The 26,323-nt window shown below is 39.6% G+C and carries 20 protein-coding genes; 19 read left to right on the top strand and 1 reads right to left on the bottom strand.

Annotation, left to right across the window (positions count from 1 at the left end; translation table 11 throughout):
- Position 1 precedes the first annotated feature (1 nt).
- A complete protein-coding gene (gene rpe / locus OZX58_RS05035; RefSeq protein ID WP_277140516.1) occupies positions 2-652 on the top strand; it encodes a ribulose-phosphate 3-epimerase in 651 nt (216 codons plus the stop codon).
- Complete coding sequence (locus OZX58_RS05030; protein WP_277140515.1) at positions 649-1,335, top strand: thiamine diphosphokinase; 687 nt, start codon at positions 649-651, stop codon at positions 1,333-1,335. Before rpe ends, OZX58_RS05030 begins: the two co-directional genes overlap by 4 nt.
- A 96-nt stretch (positions 1,336-1,431) precedes the next feature.
- Here OZX58_RS05030 and rpmB read toward each other — a convergent pair whose 3' ends face one another.
- Entirely contained in the window at positions 1,432-1,617 is a 186-nt protein-coding gene (gene rpmB / locus OZX58_RS05025) for a 50S ribosomal protein L28 (RefSeq protein ID WP_277129477.1), read from the bottom strand.
- 164 nt (positions 1,618-1,781) lie between these two features.
- Here rpmB and OZX58_RS05020 point away from each other — a divergent pair, with 164 nt between their 5' ends.
- From OZX58_RS05020 to OZX58_RS04940, 17 genes are all read left to right on the top strand, one after another.
- Positions 1,782-2,144 carry an Asp23/Gls24 family envelope stress response protein gene (locus tag OZX58_RS05020; RefSeq protein ID WP_277129478.1) on the top strand — a complete coding sequence of 121 codons (363 nt, stop codon included), beginning with the start codon at positions 1,782-1,784 and terminating at the stop codon, positions 2,142-2,144.
- 21 nt (positions 2,145-2,165) lie between these two features.
- On the top strand, positions 2,166-3,824 hold the full coding sequence (locus OZX58_RS05015) for a DAK2 domain-containing protein (RefSeq protein WP_277140514.1): 1,659 nt from the start codon (positions 2,166-2,168) through the stop codon (positions 3,822-3,824).
- Between the two features lie 3 nt (positions 3,825-3,827).
- On the top strand, positions 3,828-5,864 hold the full coding sequence (recG, locus tag OZX58_RS05010) for an ATP-dependent DNA helicase RecG (protein ID WP_277140513.1): 2,037 nt from the start codon (positions 3,828-3,830) through the stop codon (positions 5,862-5,864).
- Positions 5,865-5,883: 19 nt separating this feature from the next.
- Positions 5,884-6,882, top strand: a complete 999-nt coding sequence (plsX, locus tag OZX58_RS05005) for a phosphate acyltransferase PlsX (protein WP_277140512.1) — start codon at positions 5,884-5,886, stop codon at positions 6,880-6,882.
- A 40-nt stretch (positions 6,883-6,922) separates the two neighbouring features.
- Positions 6,923-7,165 (top strand): acyl carrier protein, encoded by a 243-nt coding sequence (gene acpP, locus OZX58_RS05000; protein ID WP_277129482.1) that lies wholly within the window; start codon positions 6,923-6,925, stop codon positions 7,163-7,165.
- Between the two features lie 119 nt (positions 7,166-7,284).
- Positions 7,285-8,304, top strand: coding sequence for an ABC transporter ATP-binding protein (locus tag OZX58_RS04995; RefSeq protein WP_277129483.1), 1,020 nt, complete (start codon positions 7,285-7,287; stop codon positions 8,302-8,304).
- Positions 8,305-8,307: 3 nt separating this feature from the next.
- A complete protein-coding gene (locus tag OZX58_RS04990; protein WP_277129484.1) occupies positions 8,308-9,273 on the top strand; it encodes an ATP-binding cassette domain-containing protein in 966 nt (321 codons plus the stop codon).
- Between the two features lie 2 nt (positions 9,274-9,275).
- Positions 9,276-10,235 carry an oligopeptide ABC transporter permease gene (gene opp4B / locus OZX58_RS04985; RefSeq protein WP_277129485.1) on the top strand — a complete coding sequence of 320 codons (960 nt, stop codon included), beginning with the start codon at positions 9,276-9,278 and terminating at the stop codon, positions 10,233-10,235.
- A 15-nt stretch (positions 10,236-10,250) separates the two neighbouring features.
- A complete protein-coding gene (locus OZX58_RS04980) occupies positions 10,251-11,159 on the top strand; it encodes an ABC transporter permease (RefSeq protein WP_277129486.1) in 909 nt (302 codons plus the stop codon).
- Between the two features lie 197 nt (positions 11,160-11,356).
- Positions 11,357-13,129, top strand: a complete 1,773-nt coding sequence (locus OZX58_RS04975; RefSeq protein ID WP_277140511.1) for an oligopeptide ABC transporter substrate-binding protein — start codon at positions 11,357-11,359, stop codon at positions 13,127-13,129.
- 184 nt (positions 13,130-13,313) lie between these two features.
- Positions 13,314-15,080 carry an ABC transporter substrate-binding protein gene (locus OZX58_RS04970; protein ID WP_277140510.1) on the top strand — a complete coding sequence of 589 codons (1,767 nt, stop codon included), beginning with the start codon at positions 13,314-13,316 and terminating at the stop codon, positions 15,078-15,080.
- 179 nt (positions 15,081-15,259) lie between these two features.
- Positions 15,260-17,029, top strand: a complete 1,770-nt coding sequence (locus OZX58_RS04965) for an oligopeptide ABC transporter substrate-binding protein (protein WP_277140509.1) — start codon at positions 15,260-15,262, stop codon at positions 17,027-17,029.
- 176 nt (positions 17,030-17,205) lie between these two features.
- Complete coding sequence (locus tag OZX58_RS04960; protein ID WP_277140508.1) at positions 17,206-18,975, top strand: oligopeptide ABC transporter substrate-binding protein; 1,770 nt, start codon at positions 17,206-17,208, stop codon at positions 18,973-18,975.
- A 163-nt stretch (positions 18,976-19,138) separates the two neighbouring features.
- Positions 19,139-19,825 (top strand): ribonuclease III, encoded by a 687-nt coding sequence (gene rnc, locus OZX58_RS04955; protein WP_277129490.1) that lies wholly within the window; start codon positions 19,139-19,141, stop codon positions 19,823-19,825.
- Positions 19,826-19,835: 10 nt separating this feature from the next.
- A complete protein-coding gene (gene smc / locus OZX58_RS04950; protein WP_277140507.1) occupies positions 19,836-23,399 on the top strand; it encodes a chromosome segregation protein SMC in 3,564 nt (1,187 codons plus the stop codon).
- Between the two features lie 2 nt (positions 23,400-23,401).
- Positions 23,402-24,856, top strand: coding sequence for a signal recognition particle-docking protein FtsY (gene ftsY / locus OZX58_RS04945; protein WP_277140506.1), 1,455 nt, complete (start codon positions 23,402-23,404; stop codon positions 24,854-24,856).
- A 24-nt stretch (positions 24,857-24,880) separates the two neighbouring features.
- Positions 24,881-26,305 carry a C69 family dipeptidase gene (locus OZX58_RS04940; protein ID WP_277140505.1) on the top strand — a complete coding sequence of 475 codons (1,425 nt, stop codon included), beginning with the start codon at positions 24,881-24,883 and terminating at the stop codon, positions 26,303-26,305.
- Positions 26,306-26,323: the final 18 nt, after the last annotated feature.

The following is a 26,323-nucleotide window of genomic DNA, read 5'->3' as shown; positions in this document are numbered from 1 at the left end:
AATGTTAATTGCCCCCTCGATTTTAAATGCCGACAATTTAAACCTAAAAAGTGAAATAGCAGCAGCGGTTGCTGCGGGAATTAGTCGCTTTCATATTGATATCATGGATGGTCATTTTGTGCCGAATTTGTCTTTTGGACCACAATTGGTGAGCGACTTTAAGCGCGAATTTCCTGATATTACTGCAGAAGTTCACCTGATGAGTGATAATCCGGAAGTGTTTGTTCCGGCCTTTGTTGAAGCTGGAGCTGATATAGTTGAGCTTCATTATGAAGCCATGCCTGAAGCAGAATTAACTAAGTGGCTTGCTTATTTGAATGACCACCATGTTAAGGCTGGACTAGTCCTTAGTCCTGATACACCAGCTGCCGTTTTGTCTAAGTTTGCGCCCAAGCTTGCCCAAGTCTTATTAATGACGGTTTACCCTGGCTTTGGCGGTCAAAAATTTATACCTGAAATGGCCGCTAAAATTAAAGAGACCAACGAATTATTGCAAGGACAGCTGCCAATTGAAGTTGATGGTGGTATTAATGCTGAAACAGCAAAAGTTGCTCAAGCTGCTGGAGCAAGTATTTTTGTTGCTGGTTCGTATTTGTTTGGCAATGGCCAGATTGCTAAACAAGTTGCGGAATTGACGGAGGCTTTACGATGAGGGCGGTTGCGTTACTGGGCGGTCCAGAAGCAGAATGGCCGCAGGGGATTGAACAGATTTTGTCAGCAGCTCAAGAACAAGGGGATCTGTTAATCGGTGTTGATCGCGGCAGTATTCTGCTTGAACAGTTGGGTTTCACACCTGATTTAGCAGTTGGTGATTTTGATTCCTTAAAAAGACAGGAATTAACTAAGATTGCCTGTGATGTGCCGGATGTGCGCTATTCGGTACCTGAAAAAGATTTTACCGATACAGAATTAATGATTAGAGATGTCTTCAATGATTATCAGGTTGAGGAGTTAACCCTCTTAGGTGCGACTGGCGGGCGAATCGATCATTTTCTCGTAAATTTGTTAATGCTGCTGAATCCAGCAGTTAACCAGTTTGCAGAGCAAGTCCAAATTTTAGACCGACAAAATCTGATTAACTTTTATAATCCTGGCAGGCATGTAGTCCCGCGGCAAAAGGGCTATACCTATTTTGGCGTTGCACCATTAACAGCAGTGGCGCAACTCAAGATTGCTAATGCCAAATACAACTTGGCCGATTATAATAATTCTTATCCTGTATCGTTTGGTTCCAATGAATTTTTACCACAGGCAGATTCATTTAATTTATCTTTTACCAAGGGGACAGTTGCTGTTATCCAGGCCAAAGACATTGACCGTTATCAAAATATTTAACAAAAAAGCCAATTCCTAGTAATACTAAGAATTGGCTTTTTAATTTAGGATAAATAAAAAACCGCTGGAAGTTAATCTAGCAGTCTCTTAAGCATATTAGACACGAGTCACTTTACCAGACTTCAAAGTCTTAGTTGAAACCCATACACGCTTTGGTTTACCATCAACAAGAATACGAACTTTTTGAAGGTTTGGCTTCCAAGCACGACGAGCTGAATTCAATGAGTGAGAACGTGTGTTACCAAAAGTGGTCTTTTTACCTGTAATATAATCTTTTGCCATTTGCTAAACCTCCTTTATTTGTGTTTTCATACTTACTTAAGATAGCATAACTTTTAACGTAATGCAACCGGAAAAGTATTTTTTATGAATGGATTTTGCCTTCATCTTGGTTTACTATGATAAAATAGACTCATATAAAAGAAGCAATGAGACGGAGGATAAACATGGCTGTTAAAATCAAAACAAAAAACGGATTGATTGATATTTCAAACGGAGTAATCGCAACTGTCGTTGGTAGCGCAGCTACGTCTAATTATGGTGTTGTCGGAATGGCGTCCAAAAACGCAATTCGTGATGGCGTTGATGTCATTTTGAACCGTGCGAATTATAAACGCGGCGTTGTTGTTAAGTCAGAAGATAATGAAATTACGGTTGATGTTTATATTATTGTCGGTTACGGCTTGAAGATTTCTGAAGTTAGTCGTAATGTACAAGACAGCGTTAAATTCAGTTTGAAGAATCAACTTGGAATTGATACAAGAGCTGTTAACGTGATCGTTCAAAGTGTTAAGGTACTTGACGAGTAACTCAGTCGGAGGTTTAGAATATTGGTTTTAAAGGAAATAGATAGTAACAAATTTAGAGATATGGTGCGGGTAGCTACTCACCGGATGGGTCGCAATGCTGAGTTTGTCAACTCACTTAATGTGTTCCCAGTTCCCGATGGCGATACTGGTACTAACATGAATTTAACTATTGAAAGTGGTGCAAAGGCCGTTGCCGAAAATCCCAGTACGAGTGTGGGCGATCTAACTGAAAGTTTAGCCAAAGGAATGCTCATGGGAGCTCGCGGCAACAGCGGCGTTATTTCTTCACAGCTCTTTAGAGGAATCTATAAGGCAACTCAAGGCATGAAGACTTTAAACGCTCAGGAATTAGCCAATGCGTTTTCTAACGGTGTTGCAACAGCTTATAAGGCTGTCATGAAGCCTGTTGAAGGAACCATCTTGACGGTTGCACGTGTAGCCGCTCAAGAAGGGGCAAATAAGGCTAATGAGACGGATGACGTTGAAGAAGTCATGGAAGCAATTGTTGATGGTGCAAAGAAGTCTTTGAAGACCACACCAGATCTGTTGCCTGTCTTAAAGCAAGTTGGTGTTGTTGACTCCGGTGGTCAAGGCCTGCTCTTTATCTATGAAGGCTTTTTGGAAGGTATCTTAGGCGAAAACTTCGCTGATCGCTACCAACCAGATGAAGGCGAAATGGATGAAATGATTAATGCAATGCACCACCAATCAGTGCAGACGCAATTATCAACGCAAGATATTGAGAATGGCTATTGTACTGAAATCATGGTTGATTTGACTGCTGATATTCCTAATAAAAAGCCGTTTAATCTTGAAGAATTTAGAAATCATTTGTCTGAAATTGGTGATTCACTGTTGGCTGTTTCTGATGATGAAGTTGCTAAGGTGCACGTTCATACTGAACACCCTGGTGAAGTTTTTGCATACGGCAGTCAGTTTGGTCAATTAGGCAAAATCAAGATTGATAACATGCGAATTCAGCACGAAACAATTGTCAATGATAGTGATGAACAACAAGAAAGTGTTGACTTTGCGGTAATTGCTGTTGCTTCTGGTAATGGGGTGCGCAAGTTATTCGAAAGCGAAGGCGTCAACCGAATTATCTCTGGTGGTCAAACAATGAACCCATCAACGCAAGATATTATTGACGCGATTAAAAAGTCCGGTGCGCAAAAGGCAATCGTTCTGCCAAACAACGGCAATATCGTGATGGCTGCCAAGCAGGCCGCTGAAGTCAGTGAAATTCCTGTTGGCATTGTGCCAACCAAGACCATTTCACAAGGGTTAACGGCAATGCTTTCCTTTGATCCAGACCTGTCAGTTGAAGAAAACGTCGACAGTATGACCGAAGACCTTGAAGCTGTTGTTTCTGGTGAAGTTACGCAGGCTAACCGTGATACAACAATCAACGATGTTGAAGTTCATGCCAATGACTATCTTGGAATTATTGACGGCGATATTGAAGTAGACCATCCAGACCTAGTAACTGCAACAGTCAACATGGTTGAGAAGATGCTCGATGAAGATTCTGAAATTATTACAATCATGTTTGGCCGCGATTCTAACAAGAAGCAGGCTGATGAAGTTGTAGCTAATTTAGAAGCTAAGCATGATGATCTGGAATTTGAAGTTCATGATGGTGGTCAGCCAGTTTATAATTTCTTGATTTCTGTTGAATAAAAGATGAACACAAAAGCATTGTTTGCTCCGGTAACAGATTTGAAAGGGGTAGGCACTAAGACAGCTGCTGCCTTGGGCAGTTTGGGCATCTATAGTATCTATGACCTGCTATTCTATTTTCCGTTTCGTTATGATGAACTTCAAACAATGCCTCTTGACCAGATCATGGATGGCCAGAAGGTAATGTTAAAAGGCATTGTAGCTACAGAAGCTTTTGTTAGCCGTTTTGGTTATAAAAAGAGCCGGCTTAGTTTTAAAATGCGGATTGACCATGATATTGTCATGGTCAATTTTTTTAATCAGCCATGGTTAAAGGATAAAATTGAAGTTGGCAAGGAAGTTGCGGTTTACGGTAAGTATACTGTAGCACGGCAAAGTCTATCGGGCTTCAAGTTTGTTGCTGCTAAGGAGAATGACAGCGGCATGGCGCCAATTTACCCAGTTAACCGGAATCTGCGTCAGAAAAAATTAGTTGAACTGATTAATTTAGCAATTACTGATTATTTGCCACTGGTTGAGGATGTGGTACCTGACGAGGTTAGGCAAAAATACCGCCTGTTATCTGACCAGGTAATCATTGCCAAAATGCACCACCCTAAGAATGGCCGCGAGGCAGAATTAGCCAAAAGAAGTGCAATTTTTCGGGAATTTTTCATTTTTCAAATTGAATTAGCCCAGCTTGCTCACGGCAATGCCAAACATCAGGGAATTGCTAAAAAATATGACCTGACAGAAGTTGCCAAATTGACAGAATTATTGCCTTTTGAACTTTCAGACGATCAAAAGCAGGTAGTTAACGAAATCTTTGCGGATTTACATTCAGCTAAGCAGATGCAAAGGTTGCTGCAGGGGGATGTTGGTTCTGGTAAAACCGTGATTGCGGTTTATGCGATTTTTGCGGCGGTTACAGCCGGCTTTCAAGCGGCCTTGATGGTGCCGACCGAAATTTTGGCAACACAACATTTTAAAAAAATTGATGAATTGCTTGGACCATTAGGGGTTCGCGTCGCCTTGTTGACGGGAACAACTAAGACGCTGGAACGCCGAGAAATTTATCGAGAATTAACTGATGGCACAATTAATGTAGTGATTGGAACACATGCTTTAATTCAATCTAAGGTGATTTTTAAAAAATTGGGCTTAGTAATTATTGATGAGCAGCATCGCTTTGGCGTCGGTCAACGGCAAGCGCTGATTAATAAGGGAGCAAGTCCAGATGTTTTAGCAATGACGGCAACGCCAATTCCGCGAACGCTCGCCTTAACTGTTTATGGCGAAACAACAGTATCGGAAATTCGGCACCTGCCTGCTGGTCGTAAACAGATTATTTCGACTTGGAAGACCAGCAGTCAGATGGACGAAGTTTACCAGTTGATGCACCAGCAGCTTGAGCAAGGCTTTCAGATTTACGCGGTAACACCGCTAATTACTGAGTCTGAAGCCGTTGACTTAAAAAATGCCGAGCAATTATATGCCAAGCTTAGCCATGATTTTCCTAAGCAAAAAGTTGTGTTGCTGCACGGGCAAATGCCAGGTGCTAAAAAAGACGAGATTATGACGGAATTTGCGGCTGGTAAGATTAATATTTTGGTTGCAACGAGTGTAATCGAAGTTGGGGTTGACGTGGCTAACGCCAATATGATGATAATTTATAATGCTGATCGTTTTGGCATTAGTCAATTGCACCAATTGCGCGGTCGAATTGGTCGGGGTAAGACGCAAAGTTATTGTGTCTTTATGGCTGATCCGAAAACTGACGCTGGCAAGGCCCGAATGCAGATTATTTCCTCAACAACTGATGGTTTTAAATTAGCTGAAGAAGATCTGAAAATGCGGGGCGAAGGAGACCTGTTTGGTAAGGCTCAATCGGGGTTGCCCGAATTTCAAGTTGGCAATGTTGTTAATAATTATGAGACGCTGGTAGTTGCCCAAAATGTGGCAAAATCCCTGATTGAACAGGATCCGGAATTGACAGCTGCCGATCATCAGACTTTAAAAGAAGTTCTGGATTATAAGCAGCTGCAGCAAGAACGAACATAGAAAAGATTGTGGTAGATAAATGAGAACAATTGCAATAGATGCGATGGGCGGCGAGAATGCCCCTAAGGCAATCGTGAAGGCCGTTTTACAAGCAAAGGCAGAGTTAACCGAAACAAAGTTTATTTTGTTTGGTAATGCCAAGCAGATTAATAAATTAGTTGGTTCTGATAAGGACAGAGTTGAAGTAGTTGCGACAACTGAAGTTATCAACGATGAAGACGAACCAGTAAAGGCAATCCGCAGCAAGAAGGATTCCTCTTTGGTAGTGGCTGCTCGTTACGTTAAGGAGGGCAAAGCTGATGCATTGCTATCTTTAGGTAATACTGGGGCATTATTATCCTGCGGGATTTTTATTATTGGCCGGATTAAAGGGATTGCGCGTCCAGGCCTGATGCCGACTCTACCAGTTAAAAATTCTGATGATGGCTTCAACATGATTGATGTTGGTGCTAATGCTAAGAGTAAGCCCGAATACATTTTGGCTTGGGCACGCATGGCTGTTTATTATGCAGAAAAGGTTCGCGGCATTGCTAATCCGCGGGTTGCCTTGTTAAATAATGGTGCTGAAAGCGACAAGGGTGATGATGTCCACCAAGCCGCATACCAACTCTTGCTCGACAGCGATCTGAACTTTGTTGGTAATATTGAAGGTAATGAGTTGCTTGAAGGTAATGCCGATGTTGTAGCTACTGATGGTTTTACTGGAAATGCCGTTTTGAAGAACATTGAAGGTACTTCCAGCGTTTTAATTCATCTGCTTAAAGACAGCTTGTTAAATAATGGGCTTAAAGCAAAAGTTGGTGCGTTATTAATTAAGAATGCATTGAAGGGCTTAATTTCCAAATTTGATACAGCTAAATACGGTGGTGCTGTTTTACTTGGCGTAAATGCACCAGTAGTTAAAACTCACGGCCGTTCGGATCAACGAGCAATTTATTTCACTCTTAAACAGATTGATAAAATCTTGTCCGAAAAAATTATTGATGAATTTAAAGCAGAATTTTCCGCTGCTGAATAATTAATTAAGGTATAATTAAGAATAACAAGGAGATAAAAGAATGACAGAAGAGCAAATTTTTTCAAAGATTAAAGACATGTTGGCCGAAAATTTTGAGGTTGATAAAGATAAAATCACCAAGGACACTAACTTTACTAGTGACTTAGACGCTGATTCGATTGATTTGGTAGAATTTATTTTGCAATTGGAAGATGAATTTGGCGCCGAAATTTCTGATGAAGACGCTGAACAAATTAAAACAGTTGGCGACGCCGTTAGTTATGTAGCTGCACACCAAAATTAATTTCTAAAAAGTGATTTTGATATTTGCATGAAGCCTGCTTGATGTATATAATTAGAAATTAAATAAATTTATTAAATATCTCTAATAAATTTTACAAAAATTGAGAGGGGAAATGACCTTTGGAAAAACAAAGTGATCTCTTGCTAGATATCCAGCATTTGCATACGGCATACCGTCTGCATGGGAAATTTTATGATGCTGCTGATGATATAAATATTACTCTGAAGCGTGACGAAATTTTATCAGTCGTAGGTGAATCTGGTTGTGGTAAGAGTACAATTGCCGCAAGTATTATTGGTTTGTACGACCATAAAAATACAAAAGTAACTGGGGATATTCTCTATAATGAATTGAACCTAGTTGGGCTAAATGAAGCGCTGTTTAATAAGATTCGTGGTAACAAGATTGGAATGATTTTCCAAGATCCATTGGCAAGTCTTAATCCGTTAATGCGGGTTGGCGACCAGGTGGCTGAAACTCTGTATTACCATACCGATATGAATGAAAAGGAACGTCATGCACGCGTTATTGAATTGTTTAATCAGGTTGGTATGCCTAAGCCTGAAGAAATGTATTCAATGTACCCACATGAATTATCAGGTGGTCTGCGTCAGCGGGTCGTAATTGCGATGGCTGTTGCATGTAAGCCCGAAATCATTATTGCCGATGAGCCGACAACTGCTCTTGACGTAACAATTCAGGCCCAAATTTTGGATCTTTTGGAAGATATTCAAAAGCAATCACATTCCGGCATTATTTTGATTACGCACGACTTAGGTGTTGTTGCAGAAACAGCTGATGAAGTTGCTGTTATGTATGGCGGACAAGTTGTTGAAAAGGCTGATGTAAAGACAATTTTTAATAATCCATTGCATCCATATACACGTTCGCTATTGAACTCAATGCCACAATCAGATGATGAGAGTGAAGATTTGCATGTTATCCAAGGAACAGTTCCGTCATTGCAAAATATGCGGCGGACTGGTGATCGGTTTGCACCGAGAATCCCATGGATTCCTGAAAGCGATCATGAAGAAAATCCAGTGATGCACGAAGTTGAATCTGGACACTGGGTCAGATGTACATGCTGGAAGAACTTCCACTTCCAAGATCAAGATGCTGCAGTAAGTGGGGAGTAATTTATGGCTAAAGAAATTATTCAAATAAAAAACCTAAAGGTTCACTATCCTATTCGGAGTGGCTTTTGGAATAGGGTTACTGATTATGTGCGCGCCGTTGATGACATTAGTATCACGATTAATGAAGGTGAAACTTACGGTCTAATTGGTGAATCTGGTTCTGGTAAATCAACTACCGGTAAGGCAATTGTCGGGGTTGAACCTGTCACTAGCGGCCAAATTATTTATAAAGGCGTTGACGTTACTAAAGCTAAGAATAGACGCCGTTTGAACTACAATAAAGATGTTCAAATGATTTTCCAGGATTCAATGTCTAGTTTGAACCCCCGTAAACGAATTGAAGATATTATTGCAGAACCAATCCGTAACTTTGAGAACTTAACAACGGATCAAGAACGTGATCGAGTACAGGAATTGCTGGATATTGTTGGAATGCCGAGCGATGCCATTTACAAGTATCCGCATGAATTTTCCGGTGGTCAAAGACAGAGAATCGGGGTTGCCCGTGCCGTAGCGACAAATCCAAGGTTGATTGTAGCGGATGAACCTACCAGTGCTTTGGATTTGTCGGTTCAAGCTCAGGTTTTAAACTTTATGAAGCATATTCAGCAACAATATAATATTGCTTACCTGTTTATTTCTCACGATTTGGGTGTTGTTAAGCACATGTCTGAGAACTTGGCAATCATGCACCGTGGCCGTTTAGTTGAGATTGGTACCCGTGAAGATATCTATAATAATCCAATCCATATCTATACTAAACGTCTGCTTTCTGCAATTCCTAAGGTTGATGTTGAACACCGTGAAGAACACAAGCAGGAACGTAATCGGGTTGAGCAGGAATTCCAAAATGACCAAAGTGCTTGGTATGACAAAGACGGGCGTGTTTATCCATTACAACACGTTTCTGGCAAGCACTTTGTTGCCCTGCCGCCAGAGCAAGTAAATCAAGAAAAGGAGAGTGACTAAAAATGTGGAAAACAATTCTGAGACGTTTTTTGGTTATGATTCCGCAAATTATTATCTTGAGCTTTTTAGTCTTTGTTTTGGCTAAAATGATGCCTGGTGACCCATTCAGTGGTCAAATTAACCCCAATACGGACCCTAAGCAATTAGCAGCCTTAAAGCAGGCAGCGGGCTTGAATGATCCAATTCCAGTGCAATATGGTCGCTGGGTTGGCAACTTATTCCGGGGAGACTTAGGAACGAGTTATATTCAGCACGTGCCGGTTGTTTCATTAATTGCTGACCGTGCAGTTAATACCTTCTGGTTGTCATTATTATCAACTATTATTACCTATGCAATTTCAATTCCAATGGGAATTACTGCTGGTCGTCACCAAGATGAATGGCAAGACCAAGCAGTTGAAATCTTTAACTACGTTACCTATGCAGTACCGCCATTTGTTTTTTACATTTTGGCTATTTGGCTGTTTGGCTTCACGTTAGGCTGGTTCCCAATTTCAGGGTCAGTTGCCGCTAATGCTTCAGGCTTCTGGGGAACAATTGGCAGCCAATTCTACCACATGCTGCTACCGGCAATTTTGACGGCGGTTGTAACGACTACCAGTATTGTTCAATACTTGCGGACAGGAATTGTCGATAATAAGGTTGAAGATTATGTTCGGACAGCACACAGTAAGGGTGTTCCTGAAAATGTTGTCTTTAACAAGCATATTTTGCGTAACTCCTTATTGCCAATCGCTTCTAACTTTGGGACAGTAATTACTGGTCTGCTCAGTGGATCAATGATTGTTGAATCTGTCTTTAGTTATCCAGGAATGGGTAAACTCTTCCTTGATTCAATTTCTCAACGTGATTACACGACATTGACTGCCTTGATTTTAATTTTTGGTATTTTAACTTTATTAGGCAACTTGCTCTCAGATATTATTATGAGTATTGTTGACCCAAGAATTCGGGTTAAGTAGGGAGGAGCGAGTACAATGGCTAAAAATAAAGAAAAAACACAAAAAGACCAAACACGCCCAACTCCTGCATCTGGATTTAAGATTGCAATGCGTGAGATTAGACATGATAAGGTTGCCTTTACTGCTGCAATTATTATCATTTTAATTTTACTGTTCACCTTTGGTGGGTCGTTGTTCTTACATAAGTCACAAGTCACAGAGATTAACATTGTTGACGCCTACTATGGTTGGGGTCAAAATGGTCACATCTTTGGTACTGATGACGGTGGTCGTGACATTTTGAAGCTGCTGATGATGGGTGGCCGTAACTCAATTATGATTGGGGTCGCTGTTACCGCAGTTGTTGAAATTGTTGGTTTGTTAGTTGGACTTGTATCCGGCTATTACGGTGGCTACATTGATTCAATCATCATGAGAATTGTTGACTTCATTCAAGTTTTGCCTAAATGGCCAATCATGATTGTTCTTGTAACAGTTATTCCTAACTACAATGCAGTTAGCTTGGTTTGGATTATTTCAATGTTTGCATGGCCAGCGACAGCACGTTACTTCCGTGCCTTTATCTTGTCACAACGTGAACGTGATTACGTCCTAGCTTCGAAGACTTCAGGTTCTTCTGACTTGAAGATCATGTTTAGAGAAGTTTTGCCAAATATTACATCAATGATTATTATTGACGTGGTATTGACAATTGCCGGAAACATCGGTGTTGAAACAACATTATCCTTCATTGGTTATGGATTGCCAACAACGACACCATCACTTGGTACATTGATTGGATTTGCTAACGACCCAGTTAACGTTGTTAACCGTCCATGGTTATGGCTGCCAGCGACAATATTGTTATTAATGATCTCATTAAGTATTAACTATGTTGGTCGTGCATTGCAGCGTGCTGGGGATGCTCGTCAACGAGAAAATTAGTTTAATCAAAAAAGCTTTACTTTAACAGTAGAGCTTTTTTTGTGATCCAAATTAAAAAGTATATGAAGTAATTATAAGGCTAAAATTAAAGCACGATAAAATAATTTGGAATACTATTCAGATATGCTAAAATCTATGTATTAACTTATTCCAATTACACGTAGATAGAGAATAGAATGGTTAGGAGTAATTATTTTATGAAAAAGTCCAAAATACTTGGTTCAATTGGAGTTGTTACCGCAGCTGCATTAACCTTAGTAGCTTGTGGTAAAGGTAGTAATGGCAGTAGCAATCAAGGTGCAAATACTGCCAGCAAGTTTTCTGAGTCAGTACCTAAGAAAACCGCTAAACAAGGCGGTACTTTAAAAGTTGCTGTTAGAAGTGATACTCCTTTTACCGGCATTTTTTCGGATGAATTGTATACTGTTCAAACCGACGCGCAGGTCGCTGAACCTGGTGAAGAAGCCCTGTTTGATACAGACGATAATTTTAAGATTAATGATAAAGGTGCTGCAACCTTGAAGCTGGATGTTCAGGATAAAATAGCGACAATTACGGTTAAAAATGGTGTTAAGTGGTCTGATGGCAAGCAGGTAACTGCTAAGGATTTGGAATATTCTTATGAAATTTTAGCTAACAAGAAGACCGCATCACAACGTTACAGTAGCCAATTAGAGAATATTGAGGGCATGAAGGAATACCATAATGGTCAAGCCAAGACTATTTCAGGTATTGAAATGCCAGATGGTGAGAATGGTCGCCAAATTGTGCTGCACTTTAAGCAAATGAAGCCAGGAATGTACAACAGTGGTAATGGCTACTTCTGGGAAACTGCCGCACCATATCATTATCTCAAGGATGTGCCGTTTGCTAAACTGCAATCTTCAGATAAGATTAGAAAGCACCCAATGTACTTTGGTCCGTTTAAGCTGGCTAAGTTGGTTCGCGGCGAATCAGCAACTTGGGTACCTAACAAGTATTACTGGCGCGGCACACCAAAGCTGGATAAAATTGTAATTTCAGTTCTTTCTTCTAATTCGACCTCACAATCAATTAAGGACCACAAGTTTGATGTCGTTAATGCAATTAATACTCAATGGGATCAGGTTAAAGATACCAAGGACGTAAATTTTGTTGCTCAAATTCCAATTCAATATAATTATCTTGGCTTTAAGGTTGGTAAGTGGGATGCCAAAAAAGACAAGAACGTGATGGATCCGAAGTCCAAGATGAATAATAAGGCCTTGCGCCAAGCAATTGGTTACGCGATGAATGTTGATGCCGTTGACAAGCGTTATACTGAAGGCTTAAGTTTCCGCGTGCCAACCTTAATTCCCGCACAATTTGGCGATTACTTTGATAAAAATGCCAAAAGCTATTCTTACAACTTAAAGAAGGCTAATGAAATCTTAGATAAGGCTGGATATAAGAAGAAGGGCAAGTGGCGCACACAACCTAATGGTAAGCCTTTAGTTATTAATTACATGACTAGACAAGGTGATTCTACTAAAGAACCAATTCAGCAGAATTACATTCAACAATGGCATAAGATTGGTCTGAATGTTAAATTACTTGGCGGCCGGCCAACTGAGTTCAACTCCTTTGAAGATAAGCTGCAACATGATGATCCAAGTGTCGACATGTTTGAAGCTGGCTGGGGGTTAGCCAGTGAGCCATCACCTAATAATTTGTATGGTGAAACATCACCGATGAACTATTCACGGTTTGTAACACCAGAAAATACTAAGTTATTGTCTGAAATTGACTCAACCAAGTCATTCAATCATAAGTACCGTGTTCAAAAATTCCATGAATGGCAAGAGTACATGAATGACCAGGCATATACTATTCCTACAGATAATTCGTACACGATTTATGCAATCAATGATAAGATTACGGGTTATTCACTAAGACCTTCGCAAAATAGCAACGGCCACCAATTATGGGGCCAAGTTGGCTTTGTTAAATAATTAAACATAATTTTCAAGAATCCTAAGAGTAAAATCTTAGGATTTTTTGTTAGCTTTTGTTAAATAATCAAAAGTATATTTAATTGTATATTCATAAATACATTGATTTTTTAATAAATCATGCTAAGATTTAATTATTAGTTAGTTTCAAAAGAGAGATATTACAATTAGAAGGTGTATGTTTATGAAGAAAAACAAAATATTAGGCTCCATTGGAGTTATTACAGCAGCTGCTTTAACATTAGTGGCTTGTGGTAAGAGTAGTAATGATAATTCCAATGAAGCTAAAACTGCTAGTAAGTTTCCTGAAGCAACGCCAGTTAAGACTGCCAAACAGGGAGGTATTTTAAAGAAAGGTGAACTATCAGCTTCACCATTCACAGGTGTATTTGCTCCTGAATTATATACAGTCCAAACAGACTCGGACATGATGGCACCCGGATTAGAATCATTATTTGACACTAATGATACTTACAAAATTAATGATAAAGGTCCTGCTACATTTAAATTAGACAAAAAAGCGAAAACTGTCACAATTGAAGTTAAAAAGGGTGTTAAATGGTCTGATGGTAAGCAAGTTATTGCTAAAGATATTGAATATCCTTATGAAATTATTGCTAATAAAAAGACTAAGAGTCAAAGATATACAGCCAGTTTAACTGATATTGTTGGTTTAGAAGAATATCACGATGGTAAAGCTAAGACTATTTCAGGAATTGAAATGCCAGATGGTGAAAATGGTCGTAAAGTTGTGCTTCACTTTAAGCAAATGAAACCTGGAATGTATAATGCAGGAAACGGTTACTTCTGGGAACAGGCAGAACCATATCATTACTTAAAGGACGTACCATTTAATAAGCTTGAATCAAGTGATAAAATTAGAAAGAATCCATTGTTCTTCGGACCTTATAAGATGAGTAAAATTGTCCGAGGACAATCTGTTACATATACTCCTAATAAGTATTACTGGCGTGGTACACCTAAACTTGATAAAATTGTGATTTCGATTATTTCTCCTGATGCAGCTTCTCAAGCACTGAAAAGTCATAAGTTTGATGTTATTCAAGTTAGAGCTTCACAATGGTCAGATGTGAAAAATACCAAGGATGTCAACTTTATTGCTAATGTTCCATTGTCTTATAGTTATATGGGCTTTAAAGTTGGTAAGTGGGATGCTAAGACAGGTAGGAATGTCATGTCTAAGAATCCTAAAATGACCAAGCCTTTGCGTAAAGCTATTGGATATGCAATGAATATTGATCAAGTTGACAAGCATTATACTCATGGTTTGTATTTCCGTGTTCCAACTCTAATCCCAGCTCAATTTGGTGATTACTTTGATAAAAGTGCCAAGGGCTATCCATATAGTTTAAAGAAGGCTAATCAAATCTTGGATCAAGCAGGTTACAAGAAGAAAGGTAAGTGGCGTGTTCAACCTAATGGTAAGCCATTAACTATTCATTTTTTGGCAATGCAAGGATCTTCAATTCAGGAACCAATTATTCAAAATTATGTTCAACAATGGCATAAGGTTGGCTTGAACGTTAAACTTGTTGGTGGACGTTTAACTGAGGGTAATTCATTCTATGATAAGTTACAAAATGATGCAGCTGGAATAGATATGTATGATGGCATTTGGGGATTATCAACTGAAGCATCACCAAATGATCTTTATAATGAAAGAGCACCATTTAATTACAGTAGATTTGTAACTGCTAAGAATAGTAAATTACTGAAAGAAATTGATTCAGAAAAGGCCTTTAATCATAAATATCGGGTACAGAAGTTCCATGAATGGCAAAAGTACATGAATGACCAAGCTTATGTTGTTCCGATGGATAACAATTATAATTTGTATGCTGTAAACGATAAAGTAACAGGTTACTCGTTGAAGCCATCACAAGACAATAATGGGTACCCATTATGGTATAACGTTGCCTATACTAAATAATTATAAATTTATAAATCCTAAGAGTAAATTCTTAGGATTTTTTGTTAGTTTTTGTTAAATGCCTAAAAGTATATTTAATTATGTATTCATAAAGCCGTTGATTTTTTAATAAATCATGCTAAGATTTAATTATTAGCTTGTTTCGAAAGAGAGATATTACAATTAGAAGGTGTGTGTTTATGAAAAAAAACAAAATATTAGGCTCCATTGGAGTTGTTACGGCAGCTGCTTTAACATTAGTAGCTTGTGGTAAGAGCAACAATGACAGTAACGAAAATGCCAAGACTGCAAGTAAGTTCCCGGCAGCAACTCCTGTTAAAACGGCTAAACAAGGCGGAACTTTAAAGATTGCTGAATCAACAGATACCCCATTTACTGGCGTCTTTAGCCCAGAACTATCAATGAGTCAAATTGATACTGATATTATGAGTCCAGGTGCTGAATCGCTGTTTGGTACTGATGATCATTATAAAATTAATGATTCAGGAGCAGCAACATTAAAGTTAGATCGTAAAGCTAACACCGTAACAATTACAGTTAAGAAGGGTGTTAAGTGGTCTGATGGTAAGCAGGTAACTGCTAAAGACATTGAATATGCTTATGAAATTATTGCCAATAAGGATACTCAATCACAAAGATATTCTAGTCAATTTAATATTATTAAAGGTATGAAAGAATATCATGAGGGCAAGGCTAAGACTATTTCAGGAATTGAAATGCCAGATGGTGAAACTGGTCGTGTAGCTGTATTACATTGTACTGAATTGAAGCCAGGTATGACTAACAGTGGTAATGGTTATATTTGGGAAAATGCCGTTCCATATCATTATTTGAAAAATGTGCCATTTAAGAAATTACAATCTTCTGATCAAATTCGTAAACACCCATTATTCTTTGGACCATTTAAGCTGGGCAAACTAGTTAGAGGCCAATCAGTTAGTTGGGTACCTAACAAGTATTACTGGCGCGGTAAACCAAAACTAGACAAGATTATTTACCAAGTTGTTGCACCAACTTCAGTTACGCAATCAATCAAGAGCCACAAATTTGATATTGCAGAAGTTGTTAACGATCAATGGAATGATGTCAAGAATACTAAGAATGTTAACTTTGTTGCCAAAATTCCTCTAGCATATTACTATTTAGCATTTAAGGTTGGTAAATGGGATGCCAAGAAGGCTAAAAATGTTATGAATCCTAATGCTAAGATGAATAATAAATCTTTGCGTCAAGCGATAGCATATGCAATGAATACTGATTCAGTTTACAAGCATTATACCCACGGCTTGAGTTTCCAAGTGCCAACTTTAATTCCAGCACAATTTGGCGATTACTTCGATAAGGATGTTAAGGGATATACTTATAATATTAAGAAGGCCAATGAAATTTTGGATAAGGCTGGCTACAAGAAGAAGGGTAAGTGGCGTGTTCAACCTAATGGTAAGCCGCTAACTATTCATTTCTTGGCAATGTCAGGTAAGGCTACCCAAGAGCCAATTATGCAAAATTATATCCAACAATGGAATAAGATTGGTTTAAACGTTAAAATGGTTGGCGGCCGACTAACTGAATTTAATTCCTTCTATGACAAGGTTCAACATGACGATCCAGGTGTAGATATGTTTATGGCCGGCTGGACAATGTCTTCTGAACCTTCACAACAACAGTTGTACAGTGAAGGTACAATGTCTAACTACTCAAGATTTGTTACGCCAGAAAACAACAAATTATTAGAAGAAATGGACTCACAAAAGGCCTTTAACCACAAGTATCGAGTACAGAAGTTCCATGAATGGCAGAAATATATGAATGATGAAGCATATGTTGTGCCAACATATAACTATTACTCAGTTAACGCAATTAATGATAAAATAACTGGTTACTCATTGAAGCCATCACAAGATAATAATGGTTATCCATTATGGTATAAAGTTGCCTTCACCAAGTAATTATAAATCTCTAAATCCTAAGATTAAGTTCTTAGGATTTTTTGTTTGCGAAAATAATTTTGCTTTTTATTAAATTAATATTAATAATTATATTGATTTTTTAATTTTTCATGGTAATATTTAACTATTAACTTGTTTCGAGAAAATAATTAAATAATAAGGAAGGGTAGCTTATTATGAAAACAAACAAAATTTTAGGCTCAATCGGAGTAGTGACAGCAGCTGCCTTAACATTGGTAGCTTGTGGTAAGAGTAATAATGACGACAATACTAAGACTGCAAGTAAATTCCCAGAACAGGCACCAGTTAAAACTGCTAAACAGGGTGGTACGATTAAAGTTGCAGAAGAAACAGACACACCTTTTACAGGAATTTTTAATGAAGAACTCGCAATGAGTCAAATTGATAGTGATATTGCCAGTCCTGGTCAAGAATCATTATTTGATACTGACGATCACTATAAGATCAATGATAAGGGTCCAGCTACTTTGAAACTTGATCGTAAAGCTAACACGGCAACAATTACGGTTAAAAAGGGCGTTAAGTGGTCTGATGGTAAGCAAGTAACAGCTAAAGATGTTGAATATGCTTATGAAATTATCGCTAACAAGGACACTCAATCACAAAGATATTCTAGTCAATTTAATGTTATTAAAGGTATGAAAGAATACCACGAAGGTAAGGCCAAGACTATTTCAGGAATTGAAATGCCAGATGGCGAAAATGGTCGTGTAGCCGTATTGCACTGTACTGAATTGAAGCCAGGTATGACTAATGCAGGTAACGGTTATATTTGGGAAATGGCTGCACCATACCACTACTTAAAGGATGTTCCATTTAAGAAGCTGCAATCATCTGACCAAATTAGAAAGAAGCCGTTATACTTTGGTCCATATAAAGTTCAAAAGATTGTCCGTGGTCAATCAGTCAGCTGGGTTCCAAACAAGTACTACTGGCGCGGTAAACCAAAACTAGACAAGATTATTTACCAAGTTGTTTCGCCTAACTCAGCTTCGCAATCAATTAAGAGTCAAAAGTTCGACGTAACTCGAGTTGTAAACGCACAGTGGAATCAGGTTAAGAACTCCAAGGGTGTGAACTTTGTCGCTACAGTGCCGCTATCTTACTACTACCTTGGCTTTAAAGTCGGTAAGTGGGATGGTAAGCAATCAAAGAACGTAATGGAAAAGAATCCTAAGATGACTAAGCCATTGCGTCAGGCGATTGGTTATGCCATGAACATCAATGCTGTTGATAAGCGTTATACTCAAGGTTTGAGCTTCCAAGTACCAACTTTAATTCCCGCACAATTTGGCGATTACTTCGATAAGGATGTTAAAGGCTATTCATATAACTTGAAGAAGGCCAATGAGATTTTGGATAAGGCTGGCTACAAGAAGAAGGGCAAGTGGCGTGTTCAACCAAACGGCAAGCCATTAACTATTAACTACTTGGCTAAAACTAATGCGCAGCTTGGTTCGATTAAAGAGTCAATTACTCAGAACTATATTCAACAATGGCATAAGATTGGCCTGAATGTTAAGATGGTTGGCGGTCGTTTAACCGAAATGAACTCGTTCTACGATAAGGTTCAACATGATGCGGCAGGAATTGACATGTTTGATGCTGGCTGGACTTTATCTAGTGAACCGTCACAAACGCAATTGTACAGTGAAGGAACAATGTCCAACTACACAAGATTTGTTACTCCAGAAAACAACAAATTGCTGGAAGAAATGGACTCACAAAAAGCCTTCAACCACAAGTATCGGGTACAGAAGTTCCATGAATGGCAACAATACATGTTCGATCAAGCTTATGTAATTCCAATGGACAATTCGTACCAGATTGATGCTGTTAACAACAAGCTTACTGGTTACTCATTGAAGCCATCATTAATGAATAATGGCCACCAACTATGGGGTCGGGTTGCATTTGCTAAATAGTAAACGTAATAATTAAAAATTAATATAATATCGCTAAAGGCACGTGGACGTATCAGTCGCGTGCTTTTTGTGATTTTTAAGGATAACTTATTGTTGTAATTGCTTTCTTTTTCATTTTATCGGGCAAAAACTGGTATAATCAAAGGATAAAGGGGCTGAAAAGATGGTAAGCACGAAATTTGTTAATCAATTAAATGACAAATACAAAATTAAATTTAATAATCCTAAATTATTGGAAGAAGCATTCACTCATTCTTCGTATGCCAATGAGCATCCACAGGATGGTGTGCGCGATTATGAAAAGCTGGAATTTTTGGGAGATGCGGTATTGGAACTAGCGATTTCTGATTACTTATACCGCCATTTTACCGAATTAAATGAGGGTGAATTAACGCGAATGCGGTCTAATATCGTTGATACTGAGGGCTTTGCGGAATTTGCCAAAAAATTTGGCTTTCCTGCAGAAATTAATTTAGGTCATGGTGAAGAAAAAGCTGGTGCACGTTCGCGCAAGACATTGCTTGAAGACGTGTTTGAAGCCTTCAATGGTGCGCTTTTCCTTGATCAAGGCATGAATGCAGTTGAATATTTTCTCCATTTAACTGTTTATCCGCTGATTGATGCTGGTAAGTTTGATGCATCACGTGATTATAAGACTGACTTGCAGGAGTTTTTACAGCAAGATGGTCCTGTTAAAATCGAATATCAAGTAATTAAGGAAGAGCAGCTTCCGTCGCGCTTTACGGTTCAATTGCGCGTTAACGGTCAAGATGTCTCCCAAGGTACAGGTCACAACAAAAAGTCTGCAGAGCAAGATGCAGCAAAGGTTGCCTTGGCTAAGAAGCGCTAGGGGGTAGCTTGTGCCATTAACAGAACTAATAATTGACGGTTTTAAATCTTTCGCCGAAAAGACAAAGATTCAATTTGGTGCGGGAATCACCGGTATTGTCGGTCCGAACGGTAGTGGTAAAAGTAACATTACTGAGGCTATTCGTTGGGTGATGGGTGAGTCACGGGCTAAGTCGCTGCGTGGCTCGAACATGAAGGACGTCATTTTTGCCGGAAGTGAGTTTCGTAAGGGTGCCAATCACGCTGAAGTGACGCTGGTTTTTGATAATCAAGATCGCCAGCTCAACTTTGATGACGATCAGGTGACAGTCACAAGGCGAATTTTGCTTTCTGGTGATAATGAGTACCTCATTAACAAGCATTCAGTTAGACAGCGCGATGTTCGCGCACTTTTTTTGGATTCTGGGATTTCGCAAGATAGTTTGGCGATTATTTCTCAGGGGCGTGTCGATCAAATCCTAAATTCACGGCCAGAGGCGCGTCGAGTTCTCTTTGAAGAAGCTGCGGGCGTGCTTCATTTTAAGAAGCAAAAGGAAGCTGCCAGTCAACAGCTTGAACAAACAACCGATAATTTGGTCAGAATTAATGATTTGGTTAAGGAATTAGAGCAGCGAATTGAGCCATTACATGAGCAGAGTTCGCTAGCCAAGGAGTACCAATTTCAAAAGCAGGGTCTTGACCAAAAATTAAAAACTCTCCTAGCCTTTGAAATTGCCGATTTGGACCAGCAAAAAGCACAGGTACAAAAAAAGGCGGATGAGAATCAAGTCCTGCTTTCTAAGCTTGATTGTGAAGTAAAAGAATCACAGAGTGCGGTCACAACTAAGCGAAATGAGTATAAGCAGCTTAGCGATCAGCGCGAGCAAGTGCAAGCCGATCTCTTGGCATTAACGAAGAAGTTATCGGATTTGAATGCCAATTTGCAAGTTGCGGAACAGAGTAAGCAATATAGTGAAGCGACCAAGAAGGAATATCAGTCTGAACTAAATAGTTTACATGAGCAGGTTACTCAAGGCCAGACTGATGATGAGAAGCTAGCTGGGCAACAGACAGCTTTAATTAATCAGCAGCAGCTCTTACAAAAAAAGCGGGCTGAGTTAACGGCGGAATTAAATGAAAATCCCGCGGATCTTAATCAAAAATTGGATGATTTACGTTCAGATTATATTCAGTTATTACAGGATCAAACTTCCAATAATAATGAAATTGTTTATCTTAATTCTGAATTAAAGAGAACCCGTGACGACAGCAGTTATCAAAATAATGATGTAACGGCCGAATTAACTAAGGCAACGACTGAGTTGAGCAGGCTGAAAGCAGAGGGTCAATCACTTAAAGATAAACGAGCAAAAAAGCAGAAGCAGGCTGCGGAATTAACAGCTAAACAGGCTGACGTTCAAGAAAAATTATCTAATTTACGTCAAGTTGTCAGTGAAACTACACGCCAGCTAAATCAAGTCAGTGCAAGGTATGAAGCTCTGGAAAATATTCGCAAGCGTCATGAAGGTTACTATTATGGCGTTCGGAATGTTTTGAATAATATTGCTGATTATCCAGGAATTATTGGTGCAATTGGTGAATTGATTACATTTCCGGCAGAGCTTGAAGCTGCAATGGCAACAGCACTTGGCGGCGGCGTGCAAGACTTAGTTGCTGTGACTAGGTCAGATGCACGGGATGCGATTAATCAGTTAAAGCAGCGCCATGCTGGTCGGGCCACATTTTTACCGCTTGACGGACTAAAGCAGTATTCGATTCCGACTTCAACTGTGCGCAGTTTGCAGGCTTTTACAGGTTATCAAGGCATTGCTAGTGATTTGATAGAGAGTTCCAGTAAGCAAGATATTAGTCCGGCAATTAATTACCTTCTTGGCAGCACGGTGATTGTTGATACGATTGACAATGCCTTACAAATTTCGCAGCGCATAGGTCGCTATCGCATCGTCACTTTAGACGGTGATATTATTTCGCCGGGCGGTTCAATGACTGGTGGTGTGCGCAACCAAAAGAACAATTCGCCACTGCAAACAACTGCTGAATTAACGCAACTCAAACAAAAGCTTGAAGAGTTAAAGACAACTTTGACTACTGACCAGGCAGATTTAACTGAGTTGGTTAAGCAAGATGAAGAAGTTGCTCAAGACTTAGCTGATGTTAAGCAAAAATTGCAGGAAGTTAGTCGTGATTTGGGCGAGGCTGTGCTTTCTTATCAAAATCAGGAAAAGGAAGTTAACCGGCTAAAAGCTGCCAATCAGCTATTTGAATCGCGCAGAGAAGAGCGCGACAAGCAAATCGCGTCATTAACCGAGAAGATTAGGAAGGCTGACCAGCAAAAAGAACATTTTGTTACTGAAATTGCTGGCCAAAAAGCTAAAATTAGTCAAATTCAGGAACGAATTAAGAACTTTACAACTTTAAACCAAAAGGTTCAGGACAAGTTAGCTGAACTTGATCCCCAAATTGCGGTTTATACTAATAAATTAGAAAATCTTGCTAGTCAGCAGCAGGCAAATCAGGCCAAATTAGCCGACCAGCAAAAGCAAATTAAGACTTTGACAGCTAAGTTGGCGACCTTAGAGCATAACGGTCAGCTTGACCACCAGAAGAAGCAGCAGCTTCATCAGGAAAGTCAGGCTGGAGTTAAGCAAAAGTCTGAACTGCAAGAGCAGCTTAATGTTTTGAGTTCACAATTAGGGCAATTTGATGCGCAAATTAACCAGTTAGACCAAGTTGCCAGCCGCAATTATGATTTGCGTAAGGATGCGGCAACTGAGCAAGAGGGACTGTCAGTTAACATTGCCCAATTTGCCAGTAAGATTGACCAGCGGCTTGAAACTTTGAACAAGGATTACTCGCTGACCTACGAGGCTGCCTTGGCTCAGGCTGAAGGTAAAAATGATGAGGTTACTCGTAAGCAGCTGCAAAAAGAAGTTAAATTGCACCGGATGTCACTTGAAGATATTGGTCCCGTTAACTTAAAGTCAATTGAAGAATACGAAGAAGTTAAGGCGCGGTATGACTTTTTGAATAATCAGCAAAATGATTTGTTAAAAGCGCGTGATGACTTGCGGCAGTCAATGACTGAATTGGACCAAGAAGTCGGCAGTCGCTTTAGTAAAACTTTTACGGCGGTTGCCAAGAGCTTTAAGGAGCTGTTCCCAGTTGTGTTCGGCGGCGGGAATGCCAAACTGGTCTTGACCGATCCCGATGACTTGTTGACAACGGGTGTTGAAATCATTGCTCAGCCGCCTGGCAAAAAGCTGCAGCGTTTAAGTCTATTGTCTGGTGGTGAACGGGCATTGACTGCAATCACACTATTATTTGCGATGTTGAAAGTTAAGCCGGTCCCGTTTTGCGTTTTAGACGAAGTGGAAGCCGCACTTGATGATGCAAATGTGACGCGGTTTGCGCAATTTTTAGAAAAATACGACATGCATACACAATTTATTGTGATAACGCACCGTCGCGGAACAATGGAACGAGCTGACCAACTATATGGTGTAGTTATGCAGGAGTCTGGCGTTTCGCAAGTCTTTTCAGTATCGTTAAAGCAATTAAAGAATGAGGTGAACTAAGAGTGGGCTTATTTGATAAAATTAAGAAATCACTGTTTGGTAATAAGGAAAAAGAAGCAGAGGTAGAGCCGAAGACTGAACCAGAAAAGCAGGATGAAACTGCTAACTCTGAACTAGGATCTAACGCGGACACTGATATTGTCGAAAGTGAAACTGAGAAACCAGTAGCACCAGCTTCACTAGCGAGTGAAAGTACTTCTGAAGAAGAAACTGAATCACAATCCGAATCTAGTTCGGCTACTGAAAGTACATCCGAAAGTGAAGTAGAGTCACAGTCTGTATCCATTTCAGAGAGCGCAAGTACTTCTGCAAGTGAATCTGAATCACAGCAAGAATCTATGTCAGAAAGTGAAAGCATTTCTGAAAAAGAGTCTGCATCAGAATCAACTTTTGTAAGCCAAACAATGTCTGCTGCACCAAGTGAATCAACTGTGGCAAGTATGTCTGCAAGTGAAGAAGCAGAGTCAGCTCAAACAAAGTCTGAATCTCAAGCAGAACCAGAAGCTGAAACTCAAGAAGAACAAGATCAGACTGAATTATACGAAAAGGGACTTGCTAAGACCAACAAGGGCTTTGGTGCAAGATTGAACCAATTTTTCGCGAAATTTAGATCGGTTGATGAAGATTTCTTTGATGATTTGGAAGAATTGTTGATTGAATCAGATGTTGGCTTTGAAACAGCCGAAGAATTGACGACTGAATTAAAAGATGAAGCCAAACTCCAAAAGGCTAAGTCTCACGATGATTTAAAGAAATTAATCGTGGAAAAGCTGGTCGACCTTTACGATAAGAATGGGGATGCCGAAAACGAGAAGTTGCGTTCACATCAGGACGGGCAACCTAACATTTATCTTTTTGTCGGGGTCAATGGTGCTGGTAAGACAACCACGATTGGTAAACTTGCGAAACGCTTTAAGGACCAAGGTAAGTCAGTCTTAATGGCAGCAGCTGATACTTTTAGAGCCGGTGCTGTTGAGCAGTTGGTTGAATGGGGCAAGCGCGTTGATGTTCCCGTAGTAACAGGACAAGAGCAAGCAGACCCAGCATCGGTTGTTTATGATGCGACAGCAAGAGCAATCAAGGAACATGCGGACTACTTATTGGTTGATACTGCCGGCCGTCTGCAAAATAAGAAAAACTTGATGAGCGAACTTGAAAAAATTGAGCGTATTATTAAAAAGCAAGCTCCAGATGAACCAACAGAAACTCTCTTGGTTTTAGACGGTTCAACGGGGCAAAATGCCTTGCTGCAGGCAAAGGACTTTGACAAAACGACTAAACTGACAGGCTTGGTTTTGACCAAATTGGATGGTTCTTCAAAAGGTGGCGTAGTCTTAGCAATTCGCAACGAAATGAAGCTGCCGGTAAAACTAGTTGGTTTAGGCGAGAAGCCTGAAGATCTTGCTGACTTTGATGCAGCAAATTATGCTGTTGGTCTTTTCCATGATTTGGTATAATAATCAAAACAAAAGGAGAAAATTATGAAAGAATATAGTGCATGTACAACCATTTTGGTTGGTAAAAATGCTTCAATTGACGGTTCAACAATGATTGCCCGCAACGATGATACTTTCCGGCCAATTACGCCGCAAAAGTTTATTATTCATCCTGCTGCTCATGGTAAAAAAGGACGTAAGATTAAATCTTGGTTGAATAAATTTACCATGGACTTGCCTGAGGATGCGCAAGCTGTACCAGCTGTTCCTAACGTTGACTACCAACACCGCGGCTATTATGACGAGAGTGGTATTAATCAAGAAAATGTTGCCATGTCTTGTACGGAGTCAACCTATGGTAATGAACGTGCCTTGGCTTTTGATCCACTGGTTAAAGATGGTTTAGACGAAGATTGTATGCAATCCGTTGTTTTGCCATATATTCATTCAGCCAAGCATGGGGTTGAATATTTAGGCAAACTGATTGCTAAGTATGGTTCACCTGCTGGTAACTCAGTTCTGTTCAGTGACCAAGACGAAGTTTGGTATATGGAAATCGTTACTGGTCACCACTGGGTCGCTCAGAGAATACCAGATGATGCTTATGCAATTGCAGCTAACCGGGTTTCGATTGAACAAGTCGATTTTAATGATCCAGCTAACTTTATGTGGAGCGAAGGTATCCAAGAATTTGTGACCGCGCATCACTTAAACACCGATCATGAGGGTTGGAACTTCCGGCACATCTTTGGTACTTACACAGAACAAGACCGCCATTACAATACTAATCGTGTTTGGTATGGCCAAAAGTACTTCAATCCCGAAATTGAACAAGACCCAACTGATGGCGACTTGCCATTCATTCGTCGTGCAGCCAAGAAGATTACGCGTGAAGATATCGAATTTGTATTAGGCAGTCATTACCAAGACACACCTTACGATCCATTTGGCAAGGGTACTGAAGAAGAAAAGCACCGTTTCCGTCCAATTGGCTTGAACAGAACACAAAATTCGCATATTTTGCAAATTAGAAATGACGTTGACCACGATAAGGCTGCAATCATGTGGTTATGTATTGGTGGTCCAACCTTTACACCGTTTGTTCCGTTCTTTGCAAATATGAACGATACAGATCCTTCATACAGCAATACCTCAATAGACTACAACATGAGTGATGCTTGGTGGTATTACAAGTCATTGGCTGCAATCGTTGAAAGTCATTATCCGCAATTTGTACAATTGGATACCGACTACTTGAAGGATTTGAACCAATACTTCCGTCGTCGCGTTGAAGATGTTATTGCTGGTGCTGAAGCTAAGAGCGGCAGTGAATTGACAGATTATTTGACTAAGGCAAACCAAGAAACAGTTGCTTATACCCGCAAACAATCAGAAAAATTGTGGGGTCAGATGATGATTGATTCAATTAACATGTCGAAGTTGACCTTTAATATGGATGAGAATTTATAGTAAATTAAAAAGCCTTAA

This window comes from Lactobacillus sp. ESL0680, assembly GCF_029392855.1.
Taxonomy (GTDB): domain Bacteria; phylum Bacillota; class Bacilli; order Lactobacillales; family Lactobacillaceae; genus Lactobacillus.
Note: the sequence above shows the minus strand (reverse complement) of the source record. Positions and strands in the feature narration are given on the sequence as shown.